The 13,123-nt window shown below is 73.7% G+C and carries 12 protein-coding genes; 6 read left to right on the top strand and 6 right to left on the bottom strand.

Annotation, left to right across the window (positions count from 1 at the left end):
• Window positions 1–119 precede the first annotated feature (119 nt).
• The 3 genes from ACFP3V_RS12070 to ACFP3V_RS12060 form a co-directional block, all read right to left on the bottom strand.
• Window positions 120–1,313, bottom strand: coding sequence for an aldose epimerase family protein (locus ACFP3V_RS12070; protein ID WP_380582877.1), 1,194 nt, complete (start codon window positions 1,311–1,313; stop codon window positions 120–122).
• A 171-nt stretch (window positions 1,314–1,484) separates the two neighbouring features.
• The gene (locus ACFP3V_RS12065) at window positions 1,485–2,465 is read right to left on the bottom strand and encodes an AsnC family transcriptional regulator (protein ID WP_380582875.1); all 981 of its coding nucleotides are present in this window, start codon (window positions 2,463–2,465) and stop codon (window positions 1,485–1,487) included.
• Between the two features lie 2 nt (window positions 2,466–2,467).
• The gene (locus tag ACFP3V_RS12060) at window positions 2,468–3,271 is read right to left on the bottom strand and encodes an inositol monophosphatase family protein (protein ID WP_380582873.1); all 804 of its coding nucleotides are present in this window, start codon (window positions 3,269–3,271) and stop codon (window positions 2,468–2,470) included.
• A gap of 220 nt (window positions 3,272–3,491) precedes the next feature.
• Here ACFP3V_RS12060 and ACFP3V_RS12055 point away from each other — a divergent pair, with 220 nt between their 5' ends.
• Window positions 3,492–4,352: a patatin-like phospholipase family protein gene (locus tag ACFP3V_RS12055; protein WP_380582871.1), complete on the top strand. Its 861-nt coding sequence runs from the start codon at window positions 3,492–3,494 to the stop codon at window positions 4,350–4,352.
• Window positions 4,353–4,376: 24 nt separating this feature from the next.
• Here the strand turns inward: ACFP3V_RS12055 and ACFP3V_RS12050 are convergent, their stop codons facing one another.
• The gene (locus tag ACFP3V_RS12050; protein WP_380582869.1) at window positions 4,377–6,995 is read right to left on the bottom strand and encodes a SpoIIE family protein phosphatase; all 2,619 of its coding nucleotides are present in this window, start codon (window positions 6,993–6,995) and stop codon (window positions 4,377–4,379) included.
• Between the two features lie 328 nt (window positions 6,996–7,323).
• Between ACFP3V_RS12050 and ACFP3V_RS12045 the strand changes: the two genes are divergently transcribed.
• The gene (locus ACFP3V_RS12045; protein ID WP_380582867.1) at window positions 7,324–8,067 is read left to right on the top strand and encodes a class I SAM-dependent methyltransferase; all 744 of its coding nucleotides are present in this window, start codon (window positions 7,324–7,326) and stop codon (window positions 8,065–8,067) included.
• Window positions 8,068–8,172: 105 nt separating this feature from the next.
• A complete protein-coding gene (locus tag ACFP3V_RS12040; RefSeq protein ID WP_380582865.1) occupies window positions 8,173–8,445 on the top strand; it encodes a hypothetical protein in 273 nt (90 codons plus the stop codon).
• Window positions 8,446–8,583: 138 nt separating this feature from the next.
• On the opposite strand, the gene ACFP3V_RS12035 is transcribed toward ACFP3V_RS12040, so the two are convergent.
• A complete protein-coding gene (locus tag ACFP3V_RS12035; protein ID WP_380582863.1) occupies window positions 8,584–8,928 on the bottom strand; it encodes a hypothetical protein in 345 nt (114 codons plus the stop codon).
• Between the two features lie 189 nt (window positions 8,929–9,117).
• Between ACFP3V_RS12035 and ACFP3V_RS12030 the strand changes: the two genes are divergently transcribed.
• Together ACFP3V_RS12030 and ACFP3V_RS12025 are read left to right on the top strand one after the other, a co-directional pair.
• On the top strand, window positions 9,118–9,279 hold the full coding sequence (locus tag ACFP3V_RS12030) for a hydrophobic protein (protein WP_380582861.1): 162 nt from the start codon (window positions 9,118–9,120) through the stop codon (window positions 9,277–9,279).
• An 82-nt stretch (window positions 9,280–9,361) separates the two neighbouring features.
• Window positions 9,362–10,366 carry a YdcF family protein gene (locus ACFP3V_RS12025; protein ID WP_380582859.1) on the top strand — a complete coding sequence of 335 codons (1,005 nt, stop codon included), beginning with the start codon at window positions 9,362–9,364 and terminating at the stop codon, window positions 10,364–10,366.
• An 87-nt stretch (window positions 10,367–10,453) separates the two neighbouring features.
• Here ACFP3V_RS12025 and ACFP3V_RS12020 read toward each other — a convergent pair whose 3' ends face one another.
• Window positions 10,454–10,864 carry an ABC transporter permease gene (locus tag ACFP3V_RS12020; RefSeq protein WP_380582857.1) on the bottom strand — a complete coding sequence of 137 codons (411 nt, stop codon included), beginning with the start codon at window positions 10,862–10,864 and terminating at the stop codon, window positions 10,454–10,456.
• Between the two features lie 338 nt (window positions 10,865–11,202).
• On the opposite strand from ACFP3V_RS12020, the gene ACFP3V_RS12015 reads away from it, so the two are divergent.
• Window positions 11,203–13,101, top strand: a complete 1,899-nt coding sequence (locus ACFP3V_RS12015; RefSeq protein WP_380582855.1) for an ATP-binding cassette domain-containing protein — start codon at window positions 11,203–11,205, stop codon at window positions 13,099–13,101.
• Window positions 13,102–13,123 lie beyond the last annotated feature (22 nt).

The following is a 13,123-nucleotide window of genomic DNA, read 5'->3' as shown; positions in this document are numbered from 1 at the left end:
GCCCTCCCGCAGCCCGATTTTCCATTCAGCAGCACGGCGAGCAACTCGCCCAACGGGGAAGGCCGTTGCAACCACAAGGCGACGCCGCGCCCCTCCTGAGGCCGCTGGCGCGCCCTGGCTCAGCGGTCCTCCGTCTCCCCCATCTCCCCCGCACCCGCACCGGCACCGGCCCGGGCACCCGCACCCGCCCCCGCCACGTCGACCGAGCACGCATACACCGTCGTGGATCGGAACTCCTCGCCCGGTCGCAGCACCGTGCTCGGGTACTCGGGGTGGTGCGGGGAGTCCGGGAAGTGCTGGGTCTCCAGGGCGACCCCGGCGAAGGGGCCGTACTTCGTGCCGTCCGCCCGGGCGATGCTGCCGTCGAAGCCGCCCGCCGTGTAGACCTGGATGCCCGGCTCAGTGGTGCGGACCTCCAGGACCCGCCCGGTTGCCGGGTGGTGCAGCAGCGCGGCGCGGCGCAGGACGCGATCCGCGCTCACCTCGACTCCGCCCGCACTCCCGGTCCCCCCGCCGCGAAGCACCCAGCAGTGGTCGAACCCGCCGTCGCCGGAGGCGAGTTGCTCGTGTTCGGCACCTGCCTCCAGCGCCTGGCCGATCTGCCGGGGCTCGCGCAGGTCGAAGGGGGTGCCTTCGACCGGGGCCGGTGCGCCCCGGGGGATGAGACCGGGGCCGACGGGCAGGTAGGCGTCGGCGTCGACCTGGAGCACGTGGTCGTGCACGGTCCCCCGCCCGGCGCCCGCGAGGTTGACGTAGGCGTGGTTGGTCAGGTTGACGACCGTCGGTGCGTCGGTGACGGCGTGGTACTCGATGCGCAGTTCGCCGTCCGCGTCCAGCAGGTAGTCCACGGTGACGTCGAGCGCGCCCGGGTGGCCCTGGTCGCCGTCGGGGCTGTGCAGGGTGAAGCGGACGCCGACCTGGGTGTCGGTGGCGAGCGGGAGGGCCGTCCACAGCCGGGAGTCGTAGCCGTCGGGGCCGCCGTGCAGGGCGGTGCCGTCGGGCTGGGTGTCCAGCGCGTGGCGCACGCCGTCCAGCACCAGCTCGCCGCCGGCGATGCGGTTGGCGAAGCGGCCGACCGTCGCGCCGAAGTAGGCGGCCTTCCCGAGGAGGTCGGCGGGGTCGGCGGGGCTGAGCACGACATCGGCGAAGTCGCCGTTCCGGTCCGGCACGTGCAGGGCGTGCAGTCGGGCGCCGAGGTCGACCACCTCGGCGCGTACGCCGTTCCTGCTGCCGAAGGTCCACCGGGTCAGCTCCCGGCCGTCGGGCAGGAGGCCGTGCGCCTCGTGGTGCAGGAACAGCTGACTGACGGTCATCTAGGCCCTCCCAGGTCTGTGTGAGCGCTCACATGATGTCAGGTCGCGCCGCCGGAGTGCAGGTGCCTCCCGTCCTGCGGACAGGTCGGGGACCAGGCCGGGGACCACGCCGGGGACCGGGCCGGGGACCAGGCCGGGGCAGGTCGGTACCGGTGACGCGACCGTCCCGGCTCAAGCGGCGGCGTGCCCGGGCCTCTTGACGGCCCGTCCGACGAGGAAGGTCTCGACCGCGGTGACGCCCAGGCCGGTCAGGTCGCGGCTGAGGAAGCGGTAGAGGGCCTCGTGGTCGGCCAGCCACAGGGCCGCGCTCAGGTTGCTGCGTCCCGTCGTCGCCATCACCCCGTGCACCGCCGGATGCGCCGCGAGCGCCCGGCCGGCGGCGTCCAGGCGGTCCGGCGGGAGCTGCAGTGACACGTTCGCGTCCACGCGGAGCCCGAGCCGCCGGGGATCGGTGACCACCTCCAGGCGCAGCCGGCCCTCCCCCAGCAACCGGGTGATCCGCCGCCGCACGGTGGACTCCGGGTGTCCGGTCCGGGCCGCGGCGGCGGCCGCGGTGGTCCGGCCGTCCTCGGCGAGCAGCTGGGCGAGGGCGGCGTCCGTGTTGTCGAAGGGCTCTGCGGCGGACGAGGGGCGGGGCGCGCCGGGAGGGGTGAGGGCGGACCGCTCGGCCGTGGTGAGCCGGTCCAGCCGCCAGCCCGCCGCGTCGCCGAACAGGTGCAGGACGGTCTGGGCCTCGACCGAGGTGACGGCGCTGGTGGCAGGCAGCTGCTGGAAGAGCAGCCGGTTACCGGGGCGGTCCTCGCGGGTGAGCTGGACGGCGGAGATCTCGTCGCCTGCCGCCGAGACATCGACGAAGGGGATGTCGTCGCGGGCCGCCAGCGCGGCGGTGATCTGGTCGAGCCGGCCGCGCAGCACCTTGACGCGCAGCAGCACGCCCCCAGTGTCCGGCGGCAGGGGTGGCCGGGCGACCACGCGCGCCGTGCCGTCGGCCGCGAGCGTCCGGATCCTGCGCTGGACGTCGCGCACGCCCAGCCCGAGCACGGACGCGATGCGCTCCGCCGGGGCCCTGCCGTCGCACTGGAGCGCCGCCACGATGCGCTGGTCGGTCACGGAGAGGACGGCGGGGGCGGCAGGTCGGTCCGGTTGACGCACGGTCAGCAGTCTGCCGTAGCCCCGGTGTTGACCGCGCGGAGGATCAGGTCGTGCAGCGGCGCGGGCGCGGCGAGGAAGCTGCGTGCACCGGCGGACCAGGGGCGGCCGTCGAGGTCGGTGACGGTCAGGCCCGCCTCGGTGGCCACCAGAGCGGGGCCGAGCAGGTTGGTGTCGTCGGTGCCGAACTGCCAGAAACCGTCCATCCGCCCGGCGGCGGTGTCGGCGATCTGCCAGGAGGTCGGGCCGAGGTTGCGCACGGCGCCGACGTGCGGCAGCAGTGCGCTCAACGAGCGTCCGGCGGCCTCGACCGCCTCGGGTTCGCGGGCGACGGTGGGCGGGTGGCTGGTGCCGAGCAGGGCCACACCGAGATCCTGCTTGGCCGAGGGGACCAGGACCTCACCGTTCCGGAACGCTCCTTGGCCGCGCGCGGCGGTGCAGGTCTCCCCCAGCGGCGGGTTGTGCAGGACGACGGCCTGTGCCTGCCGGTCGCGGACCAGGGTGAGCGACACGCACCAGTGCGGCAGCCCCTGCAGGTACTGGACCGCGCCGTCCATCGCGTCGGCGACCCAGGCGTCGCCCCGGGCCGGCACGCGGGTGTCCATCTCGTCGGTCCAGACGGCGTTCGGGCTCACGTCGGCGAGGCGCTCGCGGAGCGGATCGAGGGCGAGCCGGTCGAGAGCCGCGAAGCGGCGCTCGGTCTCCGCGCGGTCGGCTGCCGGCCGCTTCGGCCGCTCGAGGCCGAGCAGCAGGGCGCCTGTCGCCTGGACGGCGTCGGTCATGGCGTCGAGGATGCGGGCGTCGTTCATCGTTGCCTCCTGGCTTCGGCGCCGGCTCCGGTGGGAGCCGGACGGGAACGACTCCAGCGTGCGGGCGGTCAGCCGGATCGGACTGCGGAGGCATCGGAGGGTGAGCGATTCCGGCGCCGGAGCATCTCCGTTCGATCGTTTCCGTCGTTTCCGATCATGGCCGCGGCCGTTGCTGGCAGCATGATCGACGAAGGCCGCACCGGATCTCCTGGAGGAACTGATGACCGCAGCGCCCCGCACCACGCTCGTTCTCGGCGGCGGAGGCGTCGCCGGGATCGCCTGGATGACCGGCCTGCTGGCGGGCCTGGCCGACGCGGGGCTCGACCTGCGGACGGCGGAGACCGTCATCGGCACCTCGGCCGGGTCCACGGTCGGCGCGCAGCTGACGTCCGGGCTGGGCTTCGAGGAACTGTTCGCCCGTCAGGCCGATCCGGCGCTGCAGGCGGACGAGATCGCCGTCGAGTTCGACGCCGAGTCCTTCCTGGGGAAGTGGGCGGCCGTCGCCGCCGAGTCGGCGTCCCCGGCCGACATGCGCAGGCGCGCCGGAGCGCTCGCGCTCGCCGCGGAGACGGTCCCCGAGGCGGAGCGCCGTGCCGTGATCGCCTCACGGCTGCCCGTGCACCAGTGGCCGGTGCGGCAGCGGTTGCTGATCGTCGCGGTGGACGCGGAGTCGGGCGAGCCGCTGGTCCTCGACCGGGAGTGCGGCGTCCCCCTGGTGGACGCGGTCGCAGCCAGTTGCGCGGTGCCCATGGTCTGGCCTCCCGCGACGGTGGACGGCGGACGCCGCTGCATCGACGGAGGCATCCTCTCCAACGACAACGCCCAACTCGCCCTCGGCACCGGTGCGGAGCGGGTCCTGATCGTGCTGCCGCTGCCGCCCGAGGTCATGCCACGGGCGCTGGGCCCGTTCGAGGACGTGGTGGCCGCGCTGCGGAAGGAGGGCGCGCGGGTCGCGGTGATCGTCCCGGACGCGGCCTCGACGGAGGCCATCGGCAGCAACCCGCTCGACCCCGGCACGCGCACCCCGGCCGCCCACGCGGGCCGCGCCCAGGGCCGGGCCACGCGGCTCGACTGGAGCTGAGACGGCGACGGGCCGCGGCAGCGGTCAGCGGAGCGGCCGCACGGCGAGCAGCGCGATGTCGTCGGTGCTGTCCGCGCCGAGGGTGATGATCAGCTCGTCGCAGAAGACGTCGAGCGGGGCCTGCGCGAGGGCGGCGGTGTGCCGGCTGAGCCGGGCCATGGCGTCGTCGAGGGGTTCTCCGCGGCGTTCGATGAGCCCGTCGGTGTAGAGCAACAGCGTGGAGTGAGGCGGCAGTTCGTCGTACCCGGTGTTGCGGGGCAGGTCCGGCTCCACGCCGAGCAGCAGGCCGGGTCCGGTGTCCAGGTAGCGCGTCGCGCCCTCACGCGTGATGAGCAGAGGCGGCAGGTGCCCGGCCGAGGAGTGGCGCAGCTCCGACCGGCCGCCGTCCTCCGCGCTGACCAGGGCGTAGACGCAGCTGGCGGTGGACTGCGGGTAGAGGAGGTGGCTGGCTCGGTCGAGCCGGCGCAGCACGTCGCTGGGCGGCTCCTGCTGGTCGACGGCGAAGCCGCGGAGCATGTTGCGCAGCGTGCTCATGAAAACGGCGGCGCGCAGGTCGTGTCCGGCCACGTCCCCGATCACCAGCACGGTCTCGCCGCCGGGCAGGGCGAAGGCGTCGTACCAGTCCCCGCCGACCTCGGCGTTGGTGCTGGAGGGGACGTACCGGGCGACCAGCTCCAGGTGGTCGACCTCGGGCAGGTCCGGCAGCAGGGCCCGCTGGAGGTGCTCGGCGGTGTACTGGGTCTGCTGGTGCAGCCGTGCGTTGTCCACCCCGAGGGCGATGCCGCGGGCCAGCTCCGCGACCAGCTGGACGTCCTCCTTGGAGAACGGGTGCTCGTCCCGGGTGCGGGCCAGCGTGAGGGCGCCGAGGACCTCCCGCCGCGCCCGCAGCGGGGCCAGCACCGCGGAACGGCCGCCCAGTTCCTCGAAGAGCTCCAACTGACGTATTTCGAGGGCGCTTTGAGCACCGCTCAGCGGCGGGATCCGGGTGACCAGCAGCGGGCCCGCGCCGCGCAGCACGCGGGGCAGGGATCCGCGCGTGTCGTCGCAGACGGGCGGGAGCCTGCCGAGGTGCGCCTCGTCCACCTGGACCCGGGGGTCCCGGTGGACGATGCAGACGCGGTCCACCCGGCCCTGCTCGTCCACGAGGTCGACCACGCACCAGTCGGCCAGCCGCTGGGTCAGCACGTGGCAGACCCGCCGCAGCCCCTCCTCCAGGTTCAGCGTGCTGGTCAGCGCGCTGCCGGTGTCGGCGAGCAGGGACAGCCGGTCCAGGGCCGCCCGGTCGACGCTCGCCCGCTTCGTGCGCTTCGTGGTGGTCGGCAGGTGCACGGGGCCGGGTTCCGGCCGGGTCGCGTACCGGCCGGCGGGCGGGACCGGGAGCGGCCCGGGCGGAGCCGTGCGCGCGGTGAGCTGCGCGACGAACACCGTGCGGCCGTCGACCGCCTCCTGGGTCTGGATGTGCAGCCGGATGGGGATCAGCCGACCGTCGCGGTGCAGCGCGGGGAGGGGGATCGACCGGCCCAGGATCCGCGGCTGCCCGGTCAGCAGCAGGGAGGTGAAGGCGTTGACGTGGCGGTCGCGCAGGTGCTCCGGGATCAGCACGGTCAGCCGTTGGCCGATCAGGTCAGCGGCCGACCAGCCCAGCAGGTTCGCCGCGGGGGTGTTCACCGCGATGATCCGGTTGAGGTCGTCGGCCGCGATGGTCGGCACCCCGGCCGCCACCACCTCACCGGCGTCCCAGGGGGACAGCTCGGTCGGGGTGTCGCCGGGAGCGCCCGGAGTCAGCGTCCAGGCGGTGGGGTCGCCGCCGGTCAGCTGCCCGGCGATCTGCCCGAACAGCCAGTCGCGGAAGGCCCTGATCTGCGGCAGCGCCGGGAGGGCGAGCAGGCTCCCCTGCTGGGCCGCGGCCTCGGCCCTGTCGAGGACGTGACGCAGTGTCACCACGCCGGGGGCGGCGCCCGCGGGGAAGGCGACGAGCAGGGAGAGTGTCGAGCTGTCGGGGGTCTCCTGCTGCACCGCAGCGGTCATGCTGGCGCAGACCAGGTTGCTCACGTCCTGGGCCAGGGCGAGGTCCGCCGGCAGGACGGCGGTCTGCCGGCCGTCGACGCGCTCGGCCAGGTACAGCTCGCGCAGCAGCCCCTCCCAGTGCTGCTGCGCCGCCCAGTAGAGGGCGTAGGGCACGTCCACCAGCGTCACGTTCACGGTGCGCCCGGCCGGGGCGACGACCTCCCAGGCGGAGGTCGGCGGCGGTGCCTGCTCGGACCAGAGTTCGAACCAGACCGTCTTGCGGTCCGCTCCGCTGTGGACCCCGTGGCTCGGCGCCAGCTCCTCCATCAGGGCCAGGCCCCTCCCCGTGCAGGCGTAGGGGTGGTGCTCGTGCGGCACGAGTCCCGCCTCCGGCCGCAGGTCGCTGACCCGCACCTGGACCCGTCCCGCGTCCGCCCAGGCCCGGACCTCGAACTCGGTGCGCGCGTGCAGGACCGCGTTGGTCGCCAGCTCGCCGACCAGCAGCTCGGCGGTGTCCACCACGTCGGGCGTGACGGAACCGAGCACCGACCGCACGAACCGCCGGGCCAGCGCGACGTTCTCCGGTGCCGGCGACAGCCGCCGCGACGGCGCACCGGTCGGGCTGGGGATGCCCATACCGGGCCTCTGCCCCGGATTCCCCGGACGAAAAGGGCCGGATGCGGCAGGTGCCGTCGCCCGGACCGGCGAGGGCGCGGGCGTCCCCGGTGACGCGCCGGTCCGCGAACCGGCCGCCCCGTCGTCCCGGGACGGCCCGCCGCCCCCGACTGAGCGCGGCCGCACGCCCACCGGGAAGACCCGTGACCTCTCCTGGGGCGATCGCCCGGCCCCAACGCCCGTTCCCCGCCGCCGACATGTGCCTTCTGCCAGTTCAGGACGCGGCCGTCCCGCAGGCAGACTTCCCGCTGCGGCCGGACGACCGCAGAGGTTCACGAGGGGACGGCACATGGGCGGGCAGCAGTACGACGGAATCGGCGAGGCTTTCGAGGGCTTCAAGTCCCTCCCCCTGACCCGCTACGGCGAGGTGCCGAGCTTCCTGGCACTGGTCGGGGACGTGCGCGGCAGGTCGGTCCTCGACCTGGCCTGCGGCACCGGCTTCTACAGCCGGGAGTTCCGTCGGCGGGGCGCGTCGGACGTGTTCGGCGTCGACATATCCGTCGAAATGGTCGCTGCCGCACGGGAGATCGAGCGACGGGACCCGCTGGGCATCCGCTACGAGGTCGGCGACGTGGCCGAACTGCCGCCACTGGAGCAGGCGTTCGACGTGGCGCTGGGCGTCCAGTGCCTCAACTACGCCGAGGACGTCGTGACCATGGAGCGGATGTGCCGCGCCGTCCACCGCAACCTGGTGCCGGACGGGCAGTTCTTCGTCCTCGCGCAGAAGCCCGACTACCGGTTCGACTGCGCCTCCCTGGAGACGTACGGGTTCCGCTGCGAGCCGACCGGCACGGAACTCGGGACCGGCCCGCAGGTGCGGGTCACGGCCTTCCTCGAGCCGCAGCCGATCAGCATCGTCGCCACCGCCCCGCGTCGCGAGGTCTACGAGGACTGCCTGCGTGCGGCCGGATTCCGTGACCTCGAGTGGGTCCCGCTGCACGTCTCCGAGGCCGGCCTGCGCGAGTACGGCGAGGCGTTCTGGGCGGACCTGCTCACCCACCCGCCGCTCGAGATGCTGCGCTGCCGCGCCTGACGGCAGCTCAGCACGGTTGCTCTCCGGCGTTCCGGCGTCCGGCGTCATCGCGTCGCGGACCTCGACGGCGTCGACGAACCGCTCGAAGCGGACGATCCGGCCGCCGTGGACCGCGAACCGGTGGGCCACGCGCGCGTCGTCCGGCTTGCCGGTGACTCCTTCCGGTGTCGAGCCGCCCGGCTCCGTCAACCCCTCGGCGTCGCCCCACGGGCCGTCCCGTTGCGCCGCCTGACCGCCGGGACGCTGGCCGCGGCGCTGGCGCAGGCGGTCACCGACCCCGCCTACCGCCGCCACGGCCGGCGCCTTGCCCACCTCCTCCGCGCCGAAGACGCCATCACCCCGGTCGCCACGACCGTCGAGAGGCTCACGCGGACCTGACCCGGGCTCGCGGGAAGCGCAGGCCGATGACTGTCCTGGCGCTGGCGCTCCGGGCTGCCCGATCAGCCGCCGCCTCTCGCGACGACTGCCGCGCAGCGGATTCCCGATGCGCCCCGCATGGCATGCCGACCAGGGCGGTCAGGTCTGCGGGACCGTGGGGCCCTCGGCTGCAGCGGCTTTGAGGAGGTTGTCCATCGTCATCCTGTCGCCGTCCGCGATGGCCCTGGCCATCAACGGGTGCCGATGCTTGGCCAGCACCAACTCGTCGATCCGGTCCCGGATCCGGTGCAACCGCTCCCGCTGCTCCGCGGACAGGTCCCGCGACCGCGTCGGCCCCCGCAACACCTCCGGGCGGGGAGAAACGGCCGTCGCACCCCCGTCACCCGCGGCGACCTCCGTCCGGAACGCCGCTTCCTCCGCGAGCGCCGCGTCCAGCGCACGCTGAATCCGAAGCAAATCCTCAGGCAGCTGCACATCGACCATGCGGCCAGGCTAGAACCGCAACGGCCTACTCCCGCCGCGACACGACCCGGCTCCCGCACCACTCACCCGAGCGACCCCTTCCGAACGGGACAGGGCGGCACGATCGACCAGCGCCAGGCCCGGGTCCGGAAATCGGTGCGCGTGACCGTGGGCTTGCGGGGCAAGTGGGCTGCCAGGAGGTGGACACACATGGGTCCTTTGCTGCTGGTTCTGTTGCTCGCGCTCATCCTCGGCGGCGTCGGCTTCGCCGTTCACGTGCTGTGGTGGGGCGCCCTGATCGTGCTGGTGCTGTGGGTGGTCGGCTTCTTCGCCCGCTCCGGCAGCGGTGGCGGGCGCTGGTATCGCTGGTGAAACCGGCACCCGGAGGGTCGGCCGGCAGACAGGCGGGTGAGACCGGCAGGGCGGAGGCACCGCAATCGAGGGGGACGAACGGATGACGATGCGCACCGCGGACGCGGTCCTCGCGGTGGCGTTCCTCCTGACGGCGGCGGTCACTCGCCTGCCGCTGCGGCGCTGCGCGCTCACCGCCCTGGCCGCAAGCTGCGCCGGCATGACCCTGGTGCCCAGCCTCTGGCCGGCCGCCGGGCACCGGCACCCGGCCGCGGAGGCGGTCGCCGCGGCGGCGGGGGCCGCCGCCGTAGCCCTGGCGCTGCTCCTGATCACCGACGCGGTGCTGCTGATGCGGAGCCAGGGCCTGGCCGCACCGCAGGCGGCGACCTTCGCAGCAGGCGTCCTGCTCGCGGTGGCCGTGGGGGCGATCAGCCTCGACGGCAGGCGGACGCACCGCCCGCCGGCCCCGGCGTGGCTGCTCCTCGCGCTCCTGACCGTCTATGTCACCGCCTTCTTCGTCTGCTTCCTGTGCTCCACCGCGCTACGAGGAAGGCAGCGCCTGCGCGGCCGCGCGGACAGCATCATCGTCCTCGGCGCGGGCCTGGAGGACGGGAAGATCACCCCGCTGCTCGCCCACCGGCTGGACCGGGCCGTCGCCCTCCACCGCACGCTCGTGGCCGCCGGCGCCGACCCGGTCTTCATCGTCTCGGGCGGTCAGGGTGCGGACGAGGAGGAGTCGGAGGCCGAAGCGATGGCACGCCACGCCGTCGCACGCGGCGTCCCGGCGGAGCGGGTGCACCGCGAGAACCACTCCCACAACACGGACCAGAACCTCACCTACAGCGCCGTCCTGCTGAAACTCGTCGGCAGGACGGACCGCCGCGTCGTCGTGGTCTCCAGCGACTTCCACGTCATGCGCGTCGCGCTGATCATGGACCGCCTCGGGCTTCGGGGCACCGTGGTCGGCTCGCGCACGAAGTTGCCGTACTGGCTCACCGCCGCCCTGCGGGAGTTCGTCGCCATCGTCTCCTACGATCGCACCGCGACGCTCGGCCTGACCGCCCTGCTGGTGCTCCCCGCCACCGCCCTTGCGCTGCCCTGGAGTTGACCCCGGCGGCGCGCGCCCGGCGGCACGCGCGCCCGGTGACCGCGCCCGGCGCGGACACGTGGGCTGGACGAGCACCCGGGTGCCTCGTCATTCGTTGTGCAGCACCGTCGCGATCGTCAGCCGCCCCGCGGACCGGGCCGGGATCAGCACGCCCAGGACGGCCAGGACGACGCCGCAGAACAGCGGCGCGCTGACGTTGCCCGCGTGCCGGACGTCGCGCATGGACGCAGGGAAGTCGATGCCGCCCGCGTGCCCCGTGACCGGCACGATCAGCGCGTGGGCCAGGATGCCCAGCGGCACCCCGGCGATCCCGCCCAGCAACCCCAGGGGGGCCATGGAGGTGAAGGTCATCACCGTCACCTGACGGGGTGTCATGCCGATGGACTTCAGCATGCCGAGGTCACGGCGGCGCTCATGGGTGTTCAGCACCACGGTGTTGAACACCCCGAGCGCGGCCACCGTGCCGAGCAGCAGGGTGAGGATCGAGGCCGGGCTCACGGCCGTGGTCGCGCCCGCGTTGGCCGTATGAGGGATCCCTCGCCCCGTCGGAGAGCCGCTCGACCGAACCGCTCCCAACTCCCCTCCGGGAACCGAATCTGCCCAGGCCATGAAGGCGCGCCGCTTGAGTCGAGCCAGCGCCCCACCGACGACGCGCCGAACTCGCCACCGACTGCGCCCATAGCGCTTCCCGCGACCCCGGGGCGCCGGGTGAACCGCAGCCGCGACGGGCACCAACACAACTGACCTTCCACACTGCCGACTCGGGCCTCGACCCGGCGGCAGGCGGCCACGACCACGGGGGTTCGATGACGCAACCGGCCACGCCCACACCACACTTGCAGGACACAGCCGACGCACCCGAGGACGAGGCGCTGCGCTTCGGCCTGCAGGGGGAAGGCCACGACGCCAACGCCGGCCGGATGACGACGCTCGGCATGGCCAAACGGCTGCCGGAACTCGTCCTGGAGATCATGCGGTTGGCCTGGCAGGTCGACCGGGCGGGCTCGGCGGCGCTGCTCGCCTGCCAGGTCGTCTCCGCGGTCCTCGGCGCGGCCGGCCTGCTGGCCACCAACCGGACGATCGTGGCGCTGATCTCCTCCGGCCACATCACCGCGAAGCTCTGGCACGCGGCCCCCGCCGTCGCGGTCATCGCCACGGCAGCCGGCCTGCGGGCCCTGCTCGGCATCGCCATCACCGCGCTCTCCGCGCGGCTGTCCCCGATGCTCACCCGGCAGACCCAGGTCATGCTGCTCGACGCGGCCACCAACACCGAACTGGCCGCCTACGACCTGCCGGGCTACAACGACCGTTGGGACCTCGCGGAAGGCGGCACGCAGCGGGTCGCCGAGCTGATCGGCGAGTGCCAGAACCTGATCGCCGCCACCGCGTCGCTCGTCTCCGCCGAGATCGTCCTGGCCCTCGTGCACCCGCTGCTGCTCCCCCTCACCCTGGCAGCCGCGGTCCCGCAGGCCATCGCCGCGATCCGCGCGGCCCGGGTCTCCTACGAGGCGGTCATCGCCACCGCCGGCCCGCGGCGGGTCATGAACTTCCTGCGCTGGTTCCTGGTCGACAAGTGGCAGGCCGACCAGGTCCGCACCGACGGCATCGCCCCGTACCTGCTCGCCAAGTACCGCGAACACGGCAACCAGGTCGACGCGGCCGAGCACGCCGCCGTACGCCGGGCCGCACGGATCAGTGTCCTGGGAGCCGCCACCGCGGGGCTGGCGTCCTTCGTCGTGTGGGCCGCGCTCGCCTTGCTGCTGTCGGCAGGCCGGATCGGCATCGGATCCGCCGGTACCGCCGTGTTCGCGCTGCGCGCGGCCTCGACCAGCCTGCAGGGCATCGTCGGCTACGGGGCACAGCTCTACCGCAACGGCCTCTACCTCGACCACTGGTCCGGCTTCGTCCGCGAAGCCTCCGCGATGCGCCTCAATCGCGGCACCGCCGTCCCCGACCGCCCCACGGTCGTGGCCGCCCGCAAGGTCTCCTTCCAGTACCCGGCCTCGGACGGCGAGACCCTGCACGACATCGACCTGGAGATCCGGCGCGGCGAGATCGTCGCCCTCATCGGTCACAACGGGTCGGGCAAGTCCACGCTGATGCGGCTGCTCTCGGGCCTCTACCTGCCGACCGGCGGCGCGGTGGAGTGGGACGGCCGCGACACCCGCGACCTGGACCCGCGCGCCATGTGGCAACACGTCGCGGTCGTCCCCCAGGAATACGCCCGCTGGCCGCTCACCGCCCGCGAGAACATCCACCTCGGACGCACCCGCCCCGACGACGGCGACGAAGCCGTCCTGCGCGCCGCCGCAGCCAGCGGCGCCGACGAGGTGATCGCGGGCCTCCGCAACGGCCTCGGGACGCTGCTGGCACGCGAGTTCTTCGGCGGCGTCGCCCTCTCCAGCGGCCAGTGGCAACGCCTCGCCGTGGCCCGGGGCATCTACCGGCAGGGCGGGCTGCTCATCCTCGACGAGCCCACCAGCGCCCTCGACCCCCAGGCCGAGCACACCATCTTCATGGGCCTGCGCCACAGTGCCGCAACGTCGGCGACCATCCTGGTCACCCACAATCTCTTCAACGCCAGCATCGCCGACCGCATCGTGGTCCTGGACGCCGGACGCATCGCCCAGGAAGGCACCTTCGCCGAACTGAGCACCACCGCAGGCATCTTCAAACACCTGCTGGACCTGCAGAACGACCGACCGGTGCCACGCATGCGAGCGGCAAGCGACTGACGTCCGGCCGCAGGAAGCGCGG

It is taken from the genome of Streptacidiphilus monticola (genome assembly GCF_042658505.1).
Taxonomy (GTDB): domain Bacteria; phylum Actinomycetota; class Actinomycetes; order Streptomycetales; family Streptomycetaceae; genus Streptacidiphilus; species Streptacidiphilus monticola.
The sequence above is the reverse complement of the archived record's forward strand: the minus strand, read 5'-3'. Positions and strand labels throughout refer to the sequence as shown.